The 17,738-nt window shown below is 41.0% G+C and carries 19 protein-coding genes; 1 reads left to right on the plus strand and 18 read right to left on the minus strand.

The genetic code is table 11. From position 1 onward, the window contains the following. Positions 1–4: 4 nt before the first annotated feature. The 12 genes from DWV73_RS04085 to dcm form a co-directional block, all read right to left on the minus strand. Positions 5–1,132, minus strand: a complete 1,128-nt coding sequence (locus DWV73_RS04085; protein ID WP_117781575.1) for a DUF2800 domain-containing protein — start codon at positions 1,130–1,132, stop codon at positions 5–7. Next, positions 1,132–1,458, minus strand: a complete 327-nt coding sequence (locus tag DWV73_RS04090) for a hypothetical protein (RefSeq protein WP_242995734.1) — start codon at positions 1,456–1,458, stop codon at positions 1,132–1,134. Before DWV73_RS04090 ends, DWV73_RS04085 begins: the two co-directional genes overlap by 1 nt. Positions 1,459–1,472: 14 nt before the next feature. Then, positions 1,473–1,664 carry a hypothetical protein gene (locus tag DWV73_RS04095; protein ID WP_117781573.1) on the minus strand — a complete coding sequence of 64 codons (192 nt, stop codon included), beginning with the start codon at positions 1,662–1,664 and terminating at the stop codon, positions 1,473–1,475. Positions 1,665–1,674: 10 nt separating this feature from the next. After that, complete coding sequence (locus tag DWV73_RS04100) at positions 1,675–2,076, minus strand: DUF4406 domain-containing protein (RefSeq protein ID WP_117717887.1); 402 nt, start codon at positions 2,074–2,076, stop codon at positions 1,675–1,677. Between the two features lie 58 nt (positions 2,077–2,134). Continuing rightward, entirely contained in the window at positions 2,135–2,467 is a 333-nt protein-coding gene (locus DWV73_RS04105; protein WP_021943358.1) for an HTH domain-containing protein, read from the minus strand. 483 nt (positions 2,468–2,950) lie between these two features. Next, entirely contained in the window at positions 2,951–3,130 is a 180-nt protein-coding gene (locus DWV73_RS04110) for a hypothetical protein (RefSeq protein WP_117781572.1), read from the minus strand. A gap of 12 nt (positions 3,131–3,142) precedes the next feature. Beyond that, on the minus strand, positions 3,143–4,300 hold the full coding sequence (locus tag DWV73_RS04115) for a hypothetical protein (protein ID WP_117781571.1): 1,158 nt from the start codon (positions 4,298–4,300) through the stop codon (positions 3,143–3,145). Between the two features lie 363 nt (positions 4,301–4,663). Beyond that, positions 4,664–4,909 carry a hypothetical protein gene (locus DWV73_RS04120; protein WP_233447377.1) on the minus strand — a complete coding sequence of 82 codons (246 nt, stop codon included), beginning with the start codon at positions 4,907–4,909 and terminating at the stop codon, positions 4,664–4,666. A 170-nt stretch (positions 4,910–5,079) separates the two neighbouring features. Next, on the minus strand, positions 5,080–5,658 hold the full coding sequence (locus DWV73_RS04125) for a hypothetical protein (protein ID WP_117795937.1): 579 nt from the start codon (positions 5,656–5,658) through the stop codon (positions 5,080–5,082). Positions 5,659–5,676: 18 nt separating this feature from the next. Then, positions 5,677–7,158, minus strand: a complete 1,482-nt coding sequence (locus DWV73_RS04130; RefSeq protein ID WP_117795938.1) for an LlaJI family restriction endonuclease — start codon at positions 7,156–7,158, stop codon at positions 5,677–5,679. Continuing rightward, complete coding sequence (locus tag DWV73_RS04135; RefSeq protein WP_242995735.1) at positions 7,158–10,100, minus strand: AAA family ATPase; 2,943 nt, start codon at positions 10,098–10,100, stop codon at positions 7,158–7,160. The genes DWV73_RS04130 and DWV73_RS04135 overlap by 1 nt, the downstream gene beginning before the upstream one ends. Positions 10,101–10,108: 8 nt before the next feature. Beyond that, the gene (dcm, locus tag DWV73_RS04140; protein ID WP_242995416.1) at positions 10,109–11,299 is read right to left on the minus strand and encodes a DNA (cytosine-5-)-methyltransferase; all 1,191 of its coding nucleotides are present in this window, start codon (positions 11,297–11,299) and stop codon (positions 10,109–10,111) included. Positions 11,300–11,437: 138 nt separating this feature from the next. Between dcm and DWV73_RS04145 the strand changes: the two genes are divergently transcribed. After that, positions 11,438–12,163 carry a hypothetical protein gene (locus DWV73_RS04145; protein ID WP_117780829.1) on the plus strand — a complete coding sequence of 242 codons (726 nt, stop codon included), beginning with the start codon at positions 11,438–11,440 and terminating at the stop codon, positions 12,161–12,163. Between the two features lie 31 nt (positions 12,164–12,194). Here the strand turns inward: DWV73_RS04145 and DWV73_RS04150 are convergent, their stop codons facing one another. The 6 genes from DWV73_RS04150 to DWV73_RS04175 form a co-directional block, all read right to left on the minus strand. Then, positions 12,195–12,644: a very short patch repair endonuclease gene (locus DWV73_RS04150; protein ID WP_117780828.1), complete on the minus strand. Its 450-nt coding sequence runs from the start codon at positions 12,642–12,644 to the stop codon at positions 12,195–12,197. A 59-nt stretch (positions 12,645–12,703) separates the two neighbouring features. Then, a complete protein-coding gene (locus DWV73_RS04155) occupies positions 12,704–13,624 on the minus strand; it encodes a GIY-YIG nuclease family protein (RefSeq protein ID WP_117780827.1) in 921 nt (306 codons plus the stop codon). Between the two features lie 71 nt (positions 13,625–13,695). Beyond that, the gene (locus DWV73_RS04160; protein ID WP_242995736.1) at positions 13,696–13,869 is read right to left on the minus strand and encodes a SymE family type I addiction module toxin; all 174 of its coding nucleotides are present in this window, start codon (positions 13,867–13,869) and stop codon (positions 13,696–13,698) included. A gap of 50 nt (positions 13,870–13,919) precedes the next feature. Then, positions 13,920–14,954 (minus strand): ComEC/Rec2 family competence protein, encoded by a 1,035-nt coding sequence (locus DWV73_RS04165; protein WP_147341927.1) that lies wholly within the window; start codon positions 14,952–14,954, stop codon positions 13,920–13,922. 86 nt (positions 14,955–15,040) lie between these two features. After that, entirely contained in the window at positions 15,041–16,003 is a 963-nt protein-coding gene (locus DWV73_RS04170; protein ID WP_117795940.1) for a GerMN domain-containing protein, read from the minus strand. A gap of 201 nt (positions 16,004–16,204) precedes the next feature. After that, positions 16,205–17,719 (minus strand): ATP-binding protein, encoded by a 1,515-nt coding sequence (locus DWV73_RS04175; RefSeq protein WP_117795941.1) that lies wholly within the window; start codon positions 17,717–17,719, stop codon positions 16,205–16,207. Between the last annotated feature and the right edge of the window lie 19 nt (positions 17,720–17,738).

Here is a 17,738-nt window from a genome sequence, read left to right on the forward strand (position 1 = left end):
AGTCTTAGTCCTCCTTAAAATCCGCTTCTGCGGTTGCTGTTTTAACTGCTTCTCTTTTATCTGAATCCGGCACCAGTGTTACTTTGCCGTCAGGCTTGTACACAAACTTGCCAAGGATTTCATTAAATTTCTTTTTGCCCATCAGTCTTTCCATCTCGGTAATGCCGATCAGGCTCTTTTTGAAGATATCCGTGTATCCGGCTTTCGCTGCTGCCTCAGCCACATCATCTTCATCCGTGTATCTTCTGTTGCTTTTTCCGAGAACGAGCTTATATCCCGGCCATGCCTTATGGTTGACCACTGCCTCATTCTGTGCGTAGGCGTAAACTTCCTCCGCCCATTTTTTCAGTGCATCCGCCTTGGATAGCACCTCTGCAATCTCTTCATCAGACATAAGGTCCGGCTGCTTAAATTCCATCTGGGCAAGTTTCAGATACTCCTCTGCCCTTGCACGGCATGTAAATCTTGCCTTGCAGAATCTGCAGTGGTCTCCGGCTTTGAACTCGCCCTCTCCGGCAAGTGCCTTTGCAGCTCCCGGCTCAAGCACGTCCTTTCCCCATGTAAGAAGTTCTTCTGCAGATATCTCCCATGTGGAAAAATGGTCGAGCCTTGGCTGGACAATCGTAAGTTCCACCGTGTCGATCTCATATAAGAAACCGAGCATGTCAAGAACTCCCAGTCCGTAAATCATAAGCTGGACATTTCTTTCCGCATCGACCATCACGCCCTTGCCGAGTTTCAGGTCAATAATATGGATCTTGTGCGAATCAACAACTACCATGTCTGCCGTTCCGAAACAGTCCGGGATCCTGTCAGCAAGACTGACCTTAAGCTCCACACCTATGAACGGATCCGGACACTCCTGTCTTGCCTGTTCAATCTGGCTGATGTCATATTCCACATAGTCATCCACTGCTTCCAGAAGCTCGTCCGAGTAATAATCGGACACGGGTCTCTTTGTCCTTTTCTTCAGATACTTATTGATGAGATACTCTGCCATCGCATGTCCGGCAGTCCCTTCTGCTGTGAAGGATGATTCTTCATCCGGGAACTGCTCCTCCAACAGTAACGATGGAGGGCATTCCAGACGTCTTTTGCCGGACGATGGAGAGAACCTTGCGTGTCCGCCCATTAAAGCACCTGCGCTTTCTCATACAGTTCCTGCAGTTTATCATCAGGAACATCTGACAGCTTCTGGAATCCGAACTGCTCAATCAGGTTCTTTACCTCTGATGTCTTTCCGGATCTGGATTTTTCTGCAAGGAATGCACGGACCGTCTTTCGGTCAACTGACGGCTCTTCCTTCGGTGTATCTGCCACGGGTGCTTCCTTCTTTTCTGCCTTCTTCACGGGCTTCTCTTCCTTTTTAGGTGTGTCTGTTTCTGTTGCGATCATCTTTCTGATTCCTGCCGCAATCTGCTCGTAGCCCTCGGCTACCAATAACAACGCCTCACTCATTGCGTTCTCTCCTTTCAAATGCGTGCCAGCTTCACATCACCTGTATACACATCGATTTTGTTTACGCTGGACTTGTACTTTCCCCAGTCCATCAGAATATGGAACGGGTACTCCTTTACTACAGTTGCTCTCTTCTTTTTCTTTCCGGCAGTGACCATAAGGCGGTCACCCGGATACAGTCCGTAACGGACATTGACTGCTGACATGGCGGACCTCCTACTTCAACACCTTCAGATTTCTGATGATGCCCTTGTATCTGGCATCCGCACGTTCATCCACAGGAATGGTTCTGACATTCACGGGATTGAAATCTGTATCATAAAGCCTTACAGGCTTCCTTGTTTCTTTTGCATGGTCGAGTTCAAACTTCATGCCTTCCGTGATGTCGAAACCGAACACATACACCTCATCGCACATATCCATGAGTTCAAGACCCATTGCGATGCCTGTCATTCTCTCGTTTGGGATATTGTCATCGAGGAATGATGGGAAATAGAGATGTGGTACGATTGGAACGTCACCTGACATGGCAGTGATCCTTGCGTAGCTCACTGCATTCTTTTTGTTTTCCTCGACTCTGCCCCGATAAGGGCTGCAGATAAAAATTTTCTTTTTCATAATAAAATCATCCTTTCACATTCGGCTCTCATGGCCGTGGGTACTCGTCAATAATGTTCTACAAAGCAAAATCACGGAGGATGCTGTTCATTACCTCAAGGTCGTCACCCTGAAGTGTTGACTGCAGTTTCTTTAACAGTTCCTGCTGTTTTGGTTTCAGGTAATTGCGACCGACATAATATCCGTCTGCCACTTTTACACCTCCACCATATCTGCCACGAACTGTTTCGATCGGGTAAGCGAGAGACAGCTCTTCGATATCGTTTTTGATTGTCCGGACTGAAACGCCAAATTCAAATGCCAGGTTGTCGATCTTGTCCTGTCTTCTCTGACAGAGGACCTTAAGAATCGCTTCCCTGCGTTCGCTTGGCGTCATGCTTTTCTTTGCCATCTCTCGCTCACCTCCTTCCTGTTCTCTTGCTTTGTGACTAAAGAATAATTTTTAAAGGTGCAGACTTTTTGCACGATTAAAAATAAATTTCAAATATTTTTTCAGAAGCACCGAAACTTCATTTTTTTATCCTCACTTACTTATTCTCCTTGCCGTTTCATTTATTTCGCAAAATATAATCAGGCGAATGGAGAATATATAAGGGGGACTTTTTCATCATTAACGATTTGTTATCAGCAGCATAAAAAATAATCTGCTTAACCAACCTAATAATTTCTGACCGATTTATCTTGATACAAAATTTAAAATAGCCATTCATGTTTCATAATCTGACGTGCATTTTCATCCATCTGTGTAATGTAGAAACAACTCACGGTTTCAAAAACAATCTCAAAAAAGGACAAAAAAATAGAGCTGCTACGCAATCTTTCGATTGCAGTAACAACTCTGGCATGTAGTATCTCATAAATTATGGATCAGGGCTCAGTAGCTTGTCTGTGCTTCTTTAATTTGTTTCATAACATCCGTCAGTGCTATCCTTTCCGGATTTTTATGTACTTTTGATTCAAAATATATCTTCCCTTCATCGTCAATCAATGCATCAAACATTCTTGGCTTTGTAGGTTTGCTGCTGTTAATATTTCTGATTTCGATTCTCTGCATCCGCACCACCTCCTATTTAAATGGCAGATCTATATCAGGTATAACATCATCGCTTGAAGGTTCTGGTACTTTAAATATCTTCGAGAGAACCTTTTTATCTTTATTTAAATATGCATCAATAACGCTCCTTGCCTTGTTATCAATATTTACGTGAGATGCCAATACCTCAATCTGCATGTATAAATCTTTCACGGCAGATTTAATCAGATCACACGCCATAATCGTATTGCATAACGGAACTACGGATTCATCAGGAGCTACAAGATAAATTTCATAGCATGCCTCTCCTTCTACGCAATCGGCATCCATATTAATTGTACACGGAAGAATGTACATATCACTTTCTGCATCTTCCAATCGTGACCGATATACATTTCCAGTTACCTGTATTGCTTTTTCAGGATAGAACCTTGAAAAGAAACTGGCTACTCTATAATTTCCGTTACAATCCATGCTGTCATCATCAGGACTCTGCAATGGGTGTGGTGCTGGACCAAATTCAGAGTATAAATCAGTCGGATTATTCAGCTTCTGATTTGGTTCTCTGTGCCAGTACAAATTCCCACATTTGGAATCATCAGCTATTTTCTTTATAAATTCCAGGACATATTTTTCTGTCGGTGTTACCTCATCTATATTAGCTGATATCAAAAAGTCAATGCTGACTCCAAGCATCTTAGCTGCTGTTGCCACAAATTCCAATGTTGGTTCGGATGAATTATCCGGTTTTTCCAGTCTTGACATATATCCCAAGCGGACACCTGCTTCCTTTTCTATCATTCCGATTTTTACATCTGGATTTACTTTTAATAAAGCACGGATATTGTTAAAGCATGTGTACTTGTTAAAATTTTTAAATTCATCTAATGCACCCGTTATATTTGTAAGATAATATGCTAAACGATTTCTCTGTTCCTGCAATACCTTTATTTCATCTCTTGATATAGCAGCAACTCCATGTGACTCCATTGCTTTTTTTACTTCGTCAGGATTAGTATTATCCTTTCCCTCAAAACTCATCATCTGTAAAACTTGTTCAAAATCGGCGCATTCCGCATTCTTATCCTCAACTGCAGATTCAAGTCTCTCCTTGGCATCCAACAAATCTTCTTTTGAGCAGCATCCCAGAGATGCTTTTTGTAATAAGAGTTCAAATTCTTCATTATTCATGATAATCATCTCCTTTTTCACATTTATGAGCAAATTATAGTACCTTTTGCATCTGTTGTCAATATATGCAAATTATTTTTTTCTTTGCATTTGTGTGTGAATAAAACGCAAAATGCCTGACAAAAGCAAAAGTATATAACTCATTGCTTCGTCAGGCATTGGTTGCTATGATTTTCATGCACCTATTCGCTCAGTACGAATCTTTTTATTATGTAATGATATCTGTATTATTTTTCTGCAGCACGGACACTTGATTTGTATAGTGCCTTCTGTATCAGGCAGCACATCAAACAATCTACCGTTTTTGCAGCATGGACATGATACTTTCAGAATCTGCTCTCCCATATGCTATCCCCCATTTCTCTATAGATAATCATACGGAGAACGAAATCCTGTTCTCTTCTGTACTTGTTTCTTAGGTAAGCAACTTTGTGCTTCTTCCTTCGAAGAAAAAAGTCTGCTTGCCCTAAGTTGTATACCGCCTGATGTATTTTCTACAAAACGGACAGTAAAAAAATCTCTGCTCCTTTTCAGAACAATCACTTCTCTGACAATGCGATTGCTTTCTATAATAAAAGCTTTATCGCCCACTTCCAGTTTGGTAACCACGTTATCGCCTCCATATAATAATTGAAGGCCAGCTAAGGGAAAGTCAGGCTGACCTAACCTTGGTGTCAAATTTGTCTCTGTTTAACATTAATAACCTCAGGTAGCGAACCTGAGGTTATTATATCGAACATCTGTTCTGTTGTCAATAGTTCATTTACGTGCCCATTGGATTATTCCTGAAACACACTACGGACGAATTTCTCCAGTATGGAATCAAACGTACCTCCGGCAACATCGCCATTTATTATTTCTTTCCGTTTATCAACATAAGTTATCTGAAGTTCATAACTGCATCCATCGCACACTTGACCTTCTACAATGTTCTTTTCCCACAATGGAGCACCTATGATTTTCTGTAGGGAGCATGCAAGTCTGTATGCCTTCTTTTCAGATACCTTTTCTTCCGTCTTAAACTGATATTTCCGATTCTGCCCTTGATATGTATATTCTTTACACCTTCCATCAGGATATATTTCATATACCCACGACTGTTGGGAATCTATCGTGCACGGGCCATTCTCCACAACCTTATATCGTATTTTTGTAATCTGGGTAGCTGGGAGCAGTTCCTTTGACCATCGGTATCCGCAATCAAGGCAGCCACAATCCTCGTGTGGCATTCCATCTATCATCTCACATCCGCCCAGGATAAGTTCTCCCCGTTCTTCTGCTTCAAAAGCTTCATGGGACGGATAACCATATAATATTGGTACAGTCCTGTCTGATCTGCATTTTGGACAAACGACCATAATTCCGTCCCTCCTTTATTACAACTCCAATCGTGTAATATCCATATGATTTCCGGTCAGATAATTATCATATAGCTCTGCCGCCGGAATCAGACGGATTTGTATGTTTTTCAGATTGAGTGCTTCAAGCATAGCCATTCTGGCACAGCCTTTTTTTACAATATCTTTTTTCTCCGTTGGCATCAGGAAACAGTTCCTGACTTCTGCAATGCCATGCGCATTAATAAAATCCTTATAGGCAAGCTGATACAGATATTGTTTTGTTACATCTCCGACACCCGGATTGCCCCTGAGGGACTTTCCTTTTTCCAACTGAAGATTATAATACTTGGCATCAAATATTATGAACCAGTCCTTTCCGTCTATGCATGGAATACTGATCAAATCTGGAATAAGTGTATCTGCTGCCTTTGCTTCCGTATCTTCTCCCTGCCATATAGGCTTTTCTATAATATCTATCAGCTTCTGTCTCTTTATCGTTTTGCTGTTATATTTCTCTGCAAGCGGAACAGTCATCTTAAGCTGGGCAAGGGTAGTATTCAGTTTATTGTCAAACACTTCCGCACAGGCTTTCTCCCAGACAGCATGGTATGCTGTTGTTCCAAACATACTGATACCATCATTTTCATCAAGCATTTTTCTGTCCTGGGACACATATGCATATAGTGTTTTGAGAAGAATCTGCCTGTGCGTATTAAACTGAAGATTCAGTTCCTTTATAATCCGTTCTAACACATATTCCTTGTCACCAAAATCGGCCAGTGTTTCCTCGGAAAGCTCTATGACATCCATATCAAAGAGAGCATCTAATTGTGCATCACGAAGCTGTCTGGAACATTCCGTAAGCACACACTCATGCAGACGTTTGAAATAATCCATGTCATCTTCTACAGATTTCTCCGTATAGAGTTCCATATAATACGGACGGTTATCCTCGATCATGGCAAAGCTCTCATCAATGGTTTTTCCCCAGAGGATTTCGCCCTCTCCATTTACTTCTATGATATCCTCACTGTTCGTATAGATGCCATATTCGTAATAATCATTAATCAGGAACAGGATAACCGCAAGTATATTAAAACTTCTGTTCTCTCCATCACCATTGAAAACATTGATAATCTGCTCTTCGGAACGGCTGTAACGCTCAAGTACTTTAACAACCTGTTTCATCTCATCCAGAACATTATCGTCTTTCTTTGACAGCAGATATTTGGGATAAACCTTTATGACACGGCTTCCACAGGTGATGACTCCGACATATGTAAATACATACAGGCAGTCACCACTCTCTGCCGTTTCATCCGTAATTTCCACATCGTCATCTACAAGGTCTGACATTTCGAGCTGGTCATCAGTATTTTTTACACTCTTCAAGACACCATAGGCTTTGAGATTTTTTATAAATTTTTCTACTCCGTCTTCGTCAAAGGAAAACTTGCTTTTAAGGTCATTTTTCGTATAACGCTTCTGTTCCCTGACATACCGTGAAACAACTTTCATTATACCTCATCCTTTTGTTTATCATAAAAGTTTTCCTTGAAATTTGATCCGAAGATTCCCATTCCTATTTCATCAAAAGCATCACACACCGATGAATATTTGCTGTTGTCACATCCATCAAAGAATCTGTGCTTGCCCTGTTTAACGGCATCTTCATACAGATACATAATTACCTTGCTCTTAAATGCAGCCACAAATTTGTCTGTATCTACAATCATGCCATTCTCATCAGATGCAATTGCCTTCTTTGAAAGGAAGAATGGTCCCATCAGCTTGTCCTCATTAATCTTAAACTGATCTGATGACATTTTTGCATTAATTGCTCTGCGGAGGATATTCCATTCCACTGGCTCATCGCTTCCAGCAAGTTCAATTTTTCCCATTCCAGAAATCTTTTCTTCGTTTTCATTAATTCCAAGATACTCAAAGTTCCATCTTCTCTTAAACGCAGTGTCCATCGGAAATACACCCTGATCAGCACTGTTCATTGTAGACCAGATAAACATATTATTAGGAATCCTGATCTTCTGATAATTGTCAGGAGTTCCACCCAGTTGTTTTGCAAGATATTTTCTTATATCCTCTGATGCCTGGATTTCATATTCACTGACTCCGTCATCATCCCTGTCCAATAGCTGAAATACATCGCCAAATACTGCTGCCACTTTTGCTCTGTTTATCTCTTCAATAAGCAGAAGATGTGGCTGAGGATTTTCAGTTCTTCCGCTCTTAAGTGCTTCTACATAAACACGCATAAACGGTCCCGGCACAAAATCGTATCTAATTTTTTCATCTGCACCCATGACAGGCTTATATGTACCAACAAACTGCGAGTATGAATAATCAGGATGGAATGTAACACGCTCATAAGAACCATTTGTGTCCTTCAACAAGTCCTCACAATCCTCTTTAAGTTCATAACTCTTTCCAGTACCCGGAGCACCAAAAACAATACGGTTTCTTTCATATTTTGTTTCTATTTCTGTGTTAAATATTAACGGCATATAGGTTTCCTCCGCTTCCGAATTATCTAATTCTTCTGATTCAGCTTCTTCCCCATAATAATATTTTTCATATAAAAACATCAGATTTTCATTATTTGTAAGCTGATAACAGGATGTAAGTTTTCCTTCTGATTTATCCGGAAGGGTATCTCCATCTGCAAATTTATTATGCCACTTTCCAGCTTTCATATGTGCCATAGCCGTTGATGCGTCATAGAAGTATTCTCCAATTTCATCAACAAAAGCTATCAGCTTTTCTCCATTCATAGCGACAAAAACAGTATCTGCATTTGTTTTATAGAATCTTGCCAGTTCTCCGGCCTTTCTGGATGCTGTCTTTTTATCATCGTGGAAATACTCTTCCATCATCTTTTCTGTAATGGCATCCTTATCTATTCCATCACCCGCAACATAATCCTGAAGTGACCCGATAGCTCTCCATCCGATTCCAACTACAGATTTCTGCTGCCATTCCGCAACATAATTTTTTTCATCATCTTTTGTGCCAATTCTCACAAAATGTTTTATGCCACCAAATTCTTCGAAAACAACAGCAAAGAATTCTCTATAATACATTCCGGCATAGTTTTCAATCTTCGCAAGCTGTGCGCTTCGGGCATAATATTTTTCACTTGGATTGATTCTTAAACATCTGAGTACATGTGTCTGCCAGTCGTTTGAATGGAAACCGCTTAATTTTTCTGGACAGATAAGTGAAAAATATTTATGAAACCATGCCAGGTTATAGTATTGTTCACCTACACCCTGTTTCAAATCTTCATCGAGCTTTTCAAAATCAGGCAGGTTATCCAAGATGGCATTATTTATAATATCTACACCTTTAACAAGGGCATCTCTTATTGTCTTTCCGATTTCAAGAGCCTGTTCTTCTGATAACACTTCTGGTTTCTGCGGGCTTCCCGTCATCCACTCGCCTGTATCCTTTTTCTGAAACAAACCAAATTTGTATGCAGATCCACCCGCAATGCTTCCGAAATATTCTCTGCAGTCTGCATTATGCTCTAACCAACAGCATAGTGCTTCTGTATTATCCCCAACTGTATAAAATAAAGATGTTAAGAGATTCTCATCTTCAATGGCTGCCAGTTTTTCTGGTGAGAATCTTTCCTGAAACTCTCTTATAGCAGTTTCAATATTACTTCTGCTGCATGGTATTTCAAATCCAGTTTCTGACACATAATCTGTGATTATCTTAGCAGCCCTACGGTATTCATCTTCGAAACTGTCACTGCCTTCTTCATCAGCATCTGTAATTGTTTCCAACTCTGCATACAAATTTGCATCATTTACATATGCATAGGTAATGGTTGCCACATACGACTGACTTGCATTAACAAGATTTAATACACTTAAAATAGGCGAAACATAGAAATCATTTGTTCTCTCTATCCCTTTTCCACCTAACCACCATTTATCGTTTGATACGAATTTATATAACAATTCACAATTTTGATTAGCAATATCCTCCTGTTGTCCCAAATCCAACAGATAATCTTTCATAATTTGCTTGAACTTTTCAGAAAAATCTATGCCATCTGTGCTTTTCAAATTTTTGTATATTTCTTTCTTTTCCAGAGCTTTTCCATTACTTCCCACGAAAACACTAACATTACTATCAATTACCTTTTCAGTGTAATTTCGGTACTTTATGATTTCCTTTATCAATTCTACCGGATAGGTTGCAAGAACAAACCATTGATTAGGCAAGTATATTTTCAACCCAGCCGAGGTAGTAATAATAGCAGTGCTTTTTAAATACTCTATTGTATTTCCACCAGAAGCAATATTTTTTGCGAAAGCCTTCTTAAATCCCCCACTCAGACTAACATCCTCATAACTAAATTTAGCTTTAACTGCGCTTTTTGTATTTTCTACAAGTTCTCCTAAATCTTTCAAAATTGTATTGTTATCATCCATTCGTTAAATCACTCCTTTACTGGTAGAGACCCCATTTCCTCTCTGATCCTTTTCGCTACTGCACGAATAACCGGAACCGCAACGGAATTTCCAAATTGCTTATATGCCTGGGTATCAGAAACCGTTATAATAAATTGTTCAGGAAAGCCTTGTAATCTGGCACATTCTCTCGGAGTGAGTTTCCTTGGATTTTTATCTGATCCCTGATCAATTAAAATTTCGCTTCCATCCTTATAATATCGTGCACTAATAGTATTTGTATATTCTGATTCTTCGTTAAATAATGAATAACCAAATCCATTTCCTTTTTTCTTATGTTCTTTTTTCCTTCGTTGATGTCCTTCCCATAATGCATCACTTATCGTGTATTTTTCATCCACATCATGTTCCAATATATCGCCAAGTCTTGTTTTTTCATAAGTAGGTGTTGGAAACTTAAACTCATAATCATCAGAAATATTATAGTATTCTTTATTTAATCCAACAATATAAATTCTTTCTCTATTCTGAGGAACACCAAAATCTCCAGCACGGAGTACTTCGTAGTTGACGTAATAATTGAGTGCATCCAAATGTTCCAGTATCACTTTTAATGTACGCCCTTTATCATGCCCTTTGAGCTGCTTGACATTCTCCAGCAAAAAGGCTTTCGGTCTTTTTTCCTTTAAGATTCTTTCAATTTCAAAAAATAAAGTTCCCCTAGTATCAGAAAATCCTTTTTTCAATCCAGCTTGTGAAAAAGGCTGACACGGGAAACCACCCAGTAAAATATCAAAATCAGGAATATCTTTTGCATCTATTTGCGTTATATCTCCTGCCGGTTCTTCACCAAAGTTTACCCTATAGGTCTTTTGTGCGAATTTATCCCACTCTGACGTAAATACACATTTTCCACCCAATTCCTGAAAAGGAATCCTTATTCCTCCTATTCCAGCGAACAAATCAATAAATTTAAATTCCGGCATTTCATCCTTTACTTCAAACGGTGTTTTCTCTGCAAATTGCAAAATTGTTTTATATTCTAATGCAGACGGAGCGGATTCTCCATTTTCCCATCTGCGTAATGTTCTATCTCCGTTTCTTCCCATTCCAAGTGCATCGGCAAAATCTTTCTGCGTAAGCCCCAAATTCTTTCTTTTCGCCTTTATTGCTTCGGACGTATTCATTTCAATATCTCCTTTGTCTCTTTTATAGGTCAATCTGTCCTCATTTTATCACATTTTATTCAAAATTGGAACTGGTAAAATCACAAATTTCAAGCCAGAATATCGACTGCTCTATACATTCATCATCAAAACTGTTACAATAGTAATATCAAAAACAAAGGAGGCTTTGATATGCCGTTCATAAATGATTTAAGAGATGTACAGAATAAGACTCGTAAAGATATCTCTCAATCGCAGCTTATCTTTGATGAGACTATACGAAGAAGCGGTTTTACTGGTGCATCTGCACAAATCCAATATGATCATATATATGATATTTTGGCTGCACGTGATGCTGTTCATACCGATATAGTCACAGCCGGACTCAAAGAGGACGTCAAAGTCACCGGAGCTGTAACGGAATTAATCTGTAAATTAGCCCTTGACGCAAGTGCTCCAAACAGATACGATACACTTCCTAAAACTTGGGATTGGATTGGAGATTTCGCTATTATGGGATCTCCTTTTAACCTATTTGTATCGGTCAAAAGCTACAAAGCTAAAGAGCGTTTAATTGTTAGTGGAACAGGACAAAACGCTGCTCCTGTAGTTGGGTATGGCCTGTTTGATGATCCAAGTGAATGGTCACCTGATAGAGTCAAACAATATAAACAGAGAGGCTTCATCGCAATCTACATGCCAAATACTTTATATGATGCACTTGACGCAATGACTCCTCAAACACCAGGACTAAGCCCTCGGTTGATTCGAAAATACTCACCTACAAATGGTTATCCGGCCACAAACATAAAAAACATCTATGATCGACCACTTCTTCGAAAATTGGAAGACTTCGATGATGACATTGCCCATGTATGCATTCCTGGAACCTATACTCTCGATCTCTCACGCTATTAATATGACATAAAAAATGCAAGGCGGTTATTGCTTAACTGTCTTGCATTTCTTCATCACAAATCAACATATCAAAAATCGTTTCTTCAATTACTTTAATGCATTCATCTGTTTTTTTCTTTATATCGTTTCCCCAAAATCTTACAACGGTCCATCCCATAAATAAGAGTTTTTTATTAACCTCATCATCGTGTTCTCTATTTTTTCCAATTTTCTTTATCCAAAATTCAGCGTTTTTTCCTTTTTCTAATCGTGGCTTTAAAACTTCCCAATCCTTGCCGTGAAAGAACTCGCTATCACAAAAAATGGCAATTTTATATTTTGTAATAGCAATATCCGGAGTTCCCGGTAATAACTTATAATTCTTTCTATACCTAATCCCTTTCTTCCACAATGCTTTTCTCAGGACAACTTCTATTGATGTATCCTTTGACTTTATGTTGACCATGTTTTTATGTCTTTGCTCTGGTGTCAAACAATCCATAAATATCACCTCAGCCATCAAAATATACTATCAGCATAACGCTAATGCATCCACCAACGCTATACTAAACTTGTATACCATTTTATAAACAAATCTCTATGCCCATATTTTTCATACCATTCCTTTGTCAGTAACACCTTATATTTTCCAAATGTAAGTACTACCTTTTTGGGTGTGTAATATCTCTGCATACCATTAAGGTAATGTGGCCTTTCTTCGTCCGGATTATATAATTTGAAGAAAGCCACATTCGAATTCTGCAAATTAAAAAGTTCTTTTTTATTACATTCTGTCGGATTCAATAGAATCTGCATTTGCTCATCAGAAAAAACATATCCTGAGGCTTCCAAATTTCTCATCGATTGTAATATAAAATCACCTACCTTAGTAACACCTTCTGGCAAATCCGGAACAGACCTATTGGAAACCAAATACTCCTGTTCAGCTTTGGGCACAGATACGGATGCTGTCATAGGCTCAAAAACCTTATACCCCAATGCCCCTAAAACTAGTTCAGCCTGATCTATGTACTCTTCTAATTCACTTTCTTTTTCTTCTGTTACTGTTCCTATGGTTGGTTCATTTCCATTTTGTACATGAAATCGTCCTGCTTCTAATGCTTTATTATAAAAACGATTTTCCAAATAAGAAATGTCTGTACGACCGAGCGAGTTATCTTTTCTTGTAAAAATCACAACCTCATCCCAGTAATCTTTGTATTTATCATTCTCGTGATCAAGTATCCTCTGGTGTATCCCTTTCCCATTTTTTCTAACTTCTGCTTGACCTACATACACCATATTGTTACCAAAAAGGAAGTAAACTCCGCTCTGTTTAAATGCATCCAACTCCTTGCACTCGTCCAAGAGCCTTCTTGGAATTTTGTAAGCAATGCCATTCCAATTAGATATTGTTGCTTTAATTTTCCCATTAGCTACCCCATCAATGAGATAAACACTAATCACTTTTCCCCTTGCCACTTAATCACTTCCTTAGTATACATAATATTATTAATTTTAGCAGCTTTAACCAAGTCGGTCAAGACGCTACATCAGGCTTCGGCACTCCATATTTCGTTTGCTTTAGTTATAATCAATCGTCCATCCTCACACTTCACTTCAATCTGCTCTCCGATGTCAAATCCCAACTCCGACAGCCACTGCCCTTTAAGTACAATACTCGGTGTCCGCTTGTACTGGTATCCGCTTGCTTCGTAAACTTTCATTTCTCTATATTTTTTATATGCCATAGGCTTCTTCTCCTTTTGCTGATTTTTTAACTTTTGCGATAAGATTGACTTACGCTGAATGATTGCTTCTTTTGCCAATTTATACATTTTATGAGATACCCCCTTGAACAAGGGAAACGACAACGGGGAATAATTTCCTCGCCTAAGCACAGTTTTAGAATGTAAATTATAGCGATATGCAGTGGTACAAATCCCCAGTTTATGCGGGTTTCAAGCACTAGGGGGATATCCAACTTTAGAGTCTTAACACCGCTGACTGCCAAAATATGTGCAATCCCATTATCCTGAAACCGTTCGCGCAGCTCTTCCGATAACCCGGATTTATCCCCCAGCAAAATTGCCTGGAAAATCCCTGCATCTTCTGGAACACAGATTTCCTGAAAAACAGCCGTCGCGTACGCCCGGAAGCATTCTGCCTGACTTCGGAGAGGGGAACTTTTTCCTTCTGAAATAAAAATCCGATCCGCCGTCACCCGGTTTCTGATTCCTAGTCCCCGATAATACATCCGATACGAAAACTGCCCCGGATTGCGCGCTTCTTCCAGAAATTCAGCAGTTCCCGTCAGATGAATCTGACTTCCGCAGGGTGGCAGAATTTTCTCTTCACACATCTCCAGTAAATCGCTTTTACACGATATCAGTACCTTTCTTACACTTTCATCCTCTACCTCCACCCCCGTCAAAATCATCGTACACCACCCATTTTTTTCCGAAATAGAATCCAGTGTTCCAGATATCGCCACCTCTGCCGAACCACCCTTCTGCGTTACCATCCGTTCCAGCGCATCCGGGCGCATTTCCACCGTCATCCGTCCCCATCCTGCCAGGAAACAGAAAAACAGCAGAAAGACACGGCACATCATCGGATCTTTCCAATTCCAGACGCGTTCTGCGTCTGTCTGAAAGTCCGAATCTACCCGTCCTTCTGCTGTTTTTATGACTGCAAGCAAAAAAAACGCTGCTGCAATTATAAACCACACCGTCATGCCCATCTGGTACGCTGCGACCTCTCCAAGTACGAAAGCCACCATCATCCACATTACCGGTCGTTTGATATTCAATTCCTCTTTTCCTGTATTCTACAAAACATCAACAAAATCCCATTGCTGCTCTCTTCCAAATATGGCATATACATTCTGTCTGACAGTTACTTCACAATATACTTCTCCTCTCTCTCCAGAGGCTGCACCAGCGAAATCACATTCCGGTACGTCACATCTGCCGAGCCATTGACCGTGATCTGTACTTTATTTACCGTCTGAAGCTCTGTCAGCGAATCAACGATCGCGTAAATCGGAATATACTCCGCCACATCGATATCCCCGGAAATAAAACTGCTATCCAGGTTGACATAGCAGGTATTATCTGTCAGTGATACGTTTAATACCTTTGTATTTTTCGGCATCACTGAAAGCCCGCCATTCTGGGAACCTGCCAGCAGCTGTTCCACTACCAGGCGTTCCAGCGACGTGTTCATACTGTGAAATACTTCCCGTTTTTCTGCCACCAGACCATCTTTTTCTTCATTGGCAAAATACAGGGTCAGCTCTACTTTTTCATACGAATTGACATCCGAAATACTGTCTACAAAATCACTTCCTGCGATCGCGCCCACCGGGTTGCCATGCGTGTCCAGAAGCGGCTGTCCCTCGCAATTAATGCTGATATAATCGACTCCCTCTACCTGTGTAAAGGTCTTTGCCAGCGCCGCCCGGCACAGAATCTCCCGCGACGCTTTCATATTCATATATTCCTGATTAAAATTCAGCGTCAGCACGTTATTGTCCCGGTTAATATCCAGGAATTCAACCTTATCGCTTAAAACTGCCTGATACTCCGGGTTTTCCGGTGCCGCAAGGATCTGCCCCGCCAGCTCCCCGATCAGGATCTCAGCGTCCGCCGTCTCCGTCTGATAGGAAACACTCGCCAGCCCCGTGCGCGTCGAATTGAGATAATAAATCTGATAGACGCCGTCCTCACCCGCCGTCGGATGCACCTCTTCTTTTTTTCGGCATCCGCTCAGAAGAAGCAGACATGCCAGGCAAAGGATCAGCCACAAACTTACGCTTCCTGCCCATTTTCCAGAGCTTTTTTTTCTTATTTTCTCCATTTATTATTTCCTGTTGTTATTTTGCAATCTATCTCACAATAGACATTGCCCTGACCGCACATTCGAACACTGCAACCCTCAAATACTGCAACATTCAAACACTGAAACATCCGAACACTGCAGCATTCAAACACCGAAATATTCGAACACCGCAGCACCAGCAACCCTCTCGAACCTCTAAACCGCCCAGAACCACGCTGTCTACGGAATATAATTCAACGGAATCCGCACCGTAAAGGTTGCTCCCTTGCCTTCTTCACTCTTCAGGCGGATCGCGCCCTGATGAAGAAGAATAATATTCTTCGTGATCGCAAGCCCCAGCCCGGTACCGCCTGTCTCGCGTGAGCGCGCCTTATCTACACGGTAAAAACGCTCAAATACGCGCTCCTGGAATTCTTTCGGGATTCCCACGCCATTATCCTCTACCTTCACATAAAAGAACTTGTGGTCAGCATCCAGCGTCACCCAGACTTTTCCCTCTTCGCGGTTATACTTGATGGCATTTTCCACCAGGTTCGAAAGTGCCAGGCTCAATTTTACCTCGTCCACATCCGCCGATACTTCCCGCTTGCTCTCATACGTGATCTCAATGTTCCGCCGCTTCGCGATCGGGGTCAGACGTTTTAAAATCTGTTCCAGAAGACCATTGATCGAAGTCTGGGCAATATTCAGATCCGGCGATGATTTATCCATTTTGACTAACGTCAGCAGATCATCGATAATCTTGCCCTCGCGGTCAATCTCCGCCGAAATATCCTGCATAAACTCCTGATATAGCTCCGCCGGAGCGCTCTCCATCCCCATCAGAGAATCCGCCAGCACTCTTATCGAAGTCAGCGGTGTTTTCAGCTCATGCGACACGTTGGAAACAAACTCCTGACGCGACCGATCCAGGTTTTTTAGTTTCCGGATGGTCTGCATGACTGCCTCCGAAATGTCCCGCGTCTCCCGATATGTTTTTACATCAATATCCTGATCCAGATTTCCCTCTGCCACCATATCGAGCTGCTGCTGCAGGCGGCGGAATGGTTTCAGCAAGCAAGCCGCCGCCAATAAATCTGCGATCAGAATAAAACAGAACATAACGAGCTGCAAAAATCCCGTCTTCTGCACAATTTTCTCCTGCAAAAGCGCCGAATTTTCCGTGGACGCCATCAGAAGAAGGACTCCCTGCACGCCTGCCGTATTTTTCCCATTTCCGGCTGCCACATCCGAATCGATCGGCGCTGCATCCGTGCTTTTTGCCTGAATCGGCTGCGCTACATAGAAATACTTTTTCTTCTGGTTCAGATAGCTGGAAGTTTCCCCGTCAAATGCCTTTAACACATCCGATACAACCAGCGTTTTCCCTCTGGAAAGACCAAATGTGTCTTTCAAAATTTTAAAGCTGTCGTCCACCAGCACGATTCTTCCGTTCATCAGATCCGCCGTTGTACTAAGTTCCGCATCCAGCGCCGGATTTGGATTTCCCGACAGCAGTACATTGATATAATCACTGCTGCGTATCTTGTTTGCTAAAATCAGACACCGGTTCTGCGCTTCCGCCATCCGTTCTTCCACGTGGCTCTGGTAAAAATACCCCGATGTAAAACGAACCTGTACCAGAAGCGGAACCAGCGTCAGAATCAGAAAGGCGAGGAACAGAGGGATTCTCATCCCGATCGTGTGCTCCATCGCTTTCCATATCTTTCTTTTATGTTCTGCTATTCTTCTCATGTTCCTGTCCTGAACGATT

It is taken from the genome of Clostridium sp. AF12-41 (assembly GCF_003461685.1).
In the GTDB taxonomy this organism is placed as follows: domain Bacteria; phylum Bacillota; class Clostridia; order Lachnospirales; family Lachnospiraceae; genus Otoolea; species Otoolea fessa.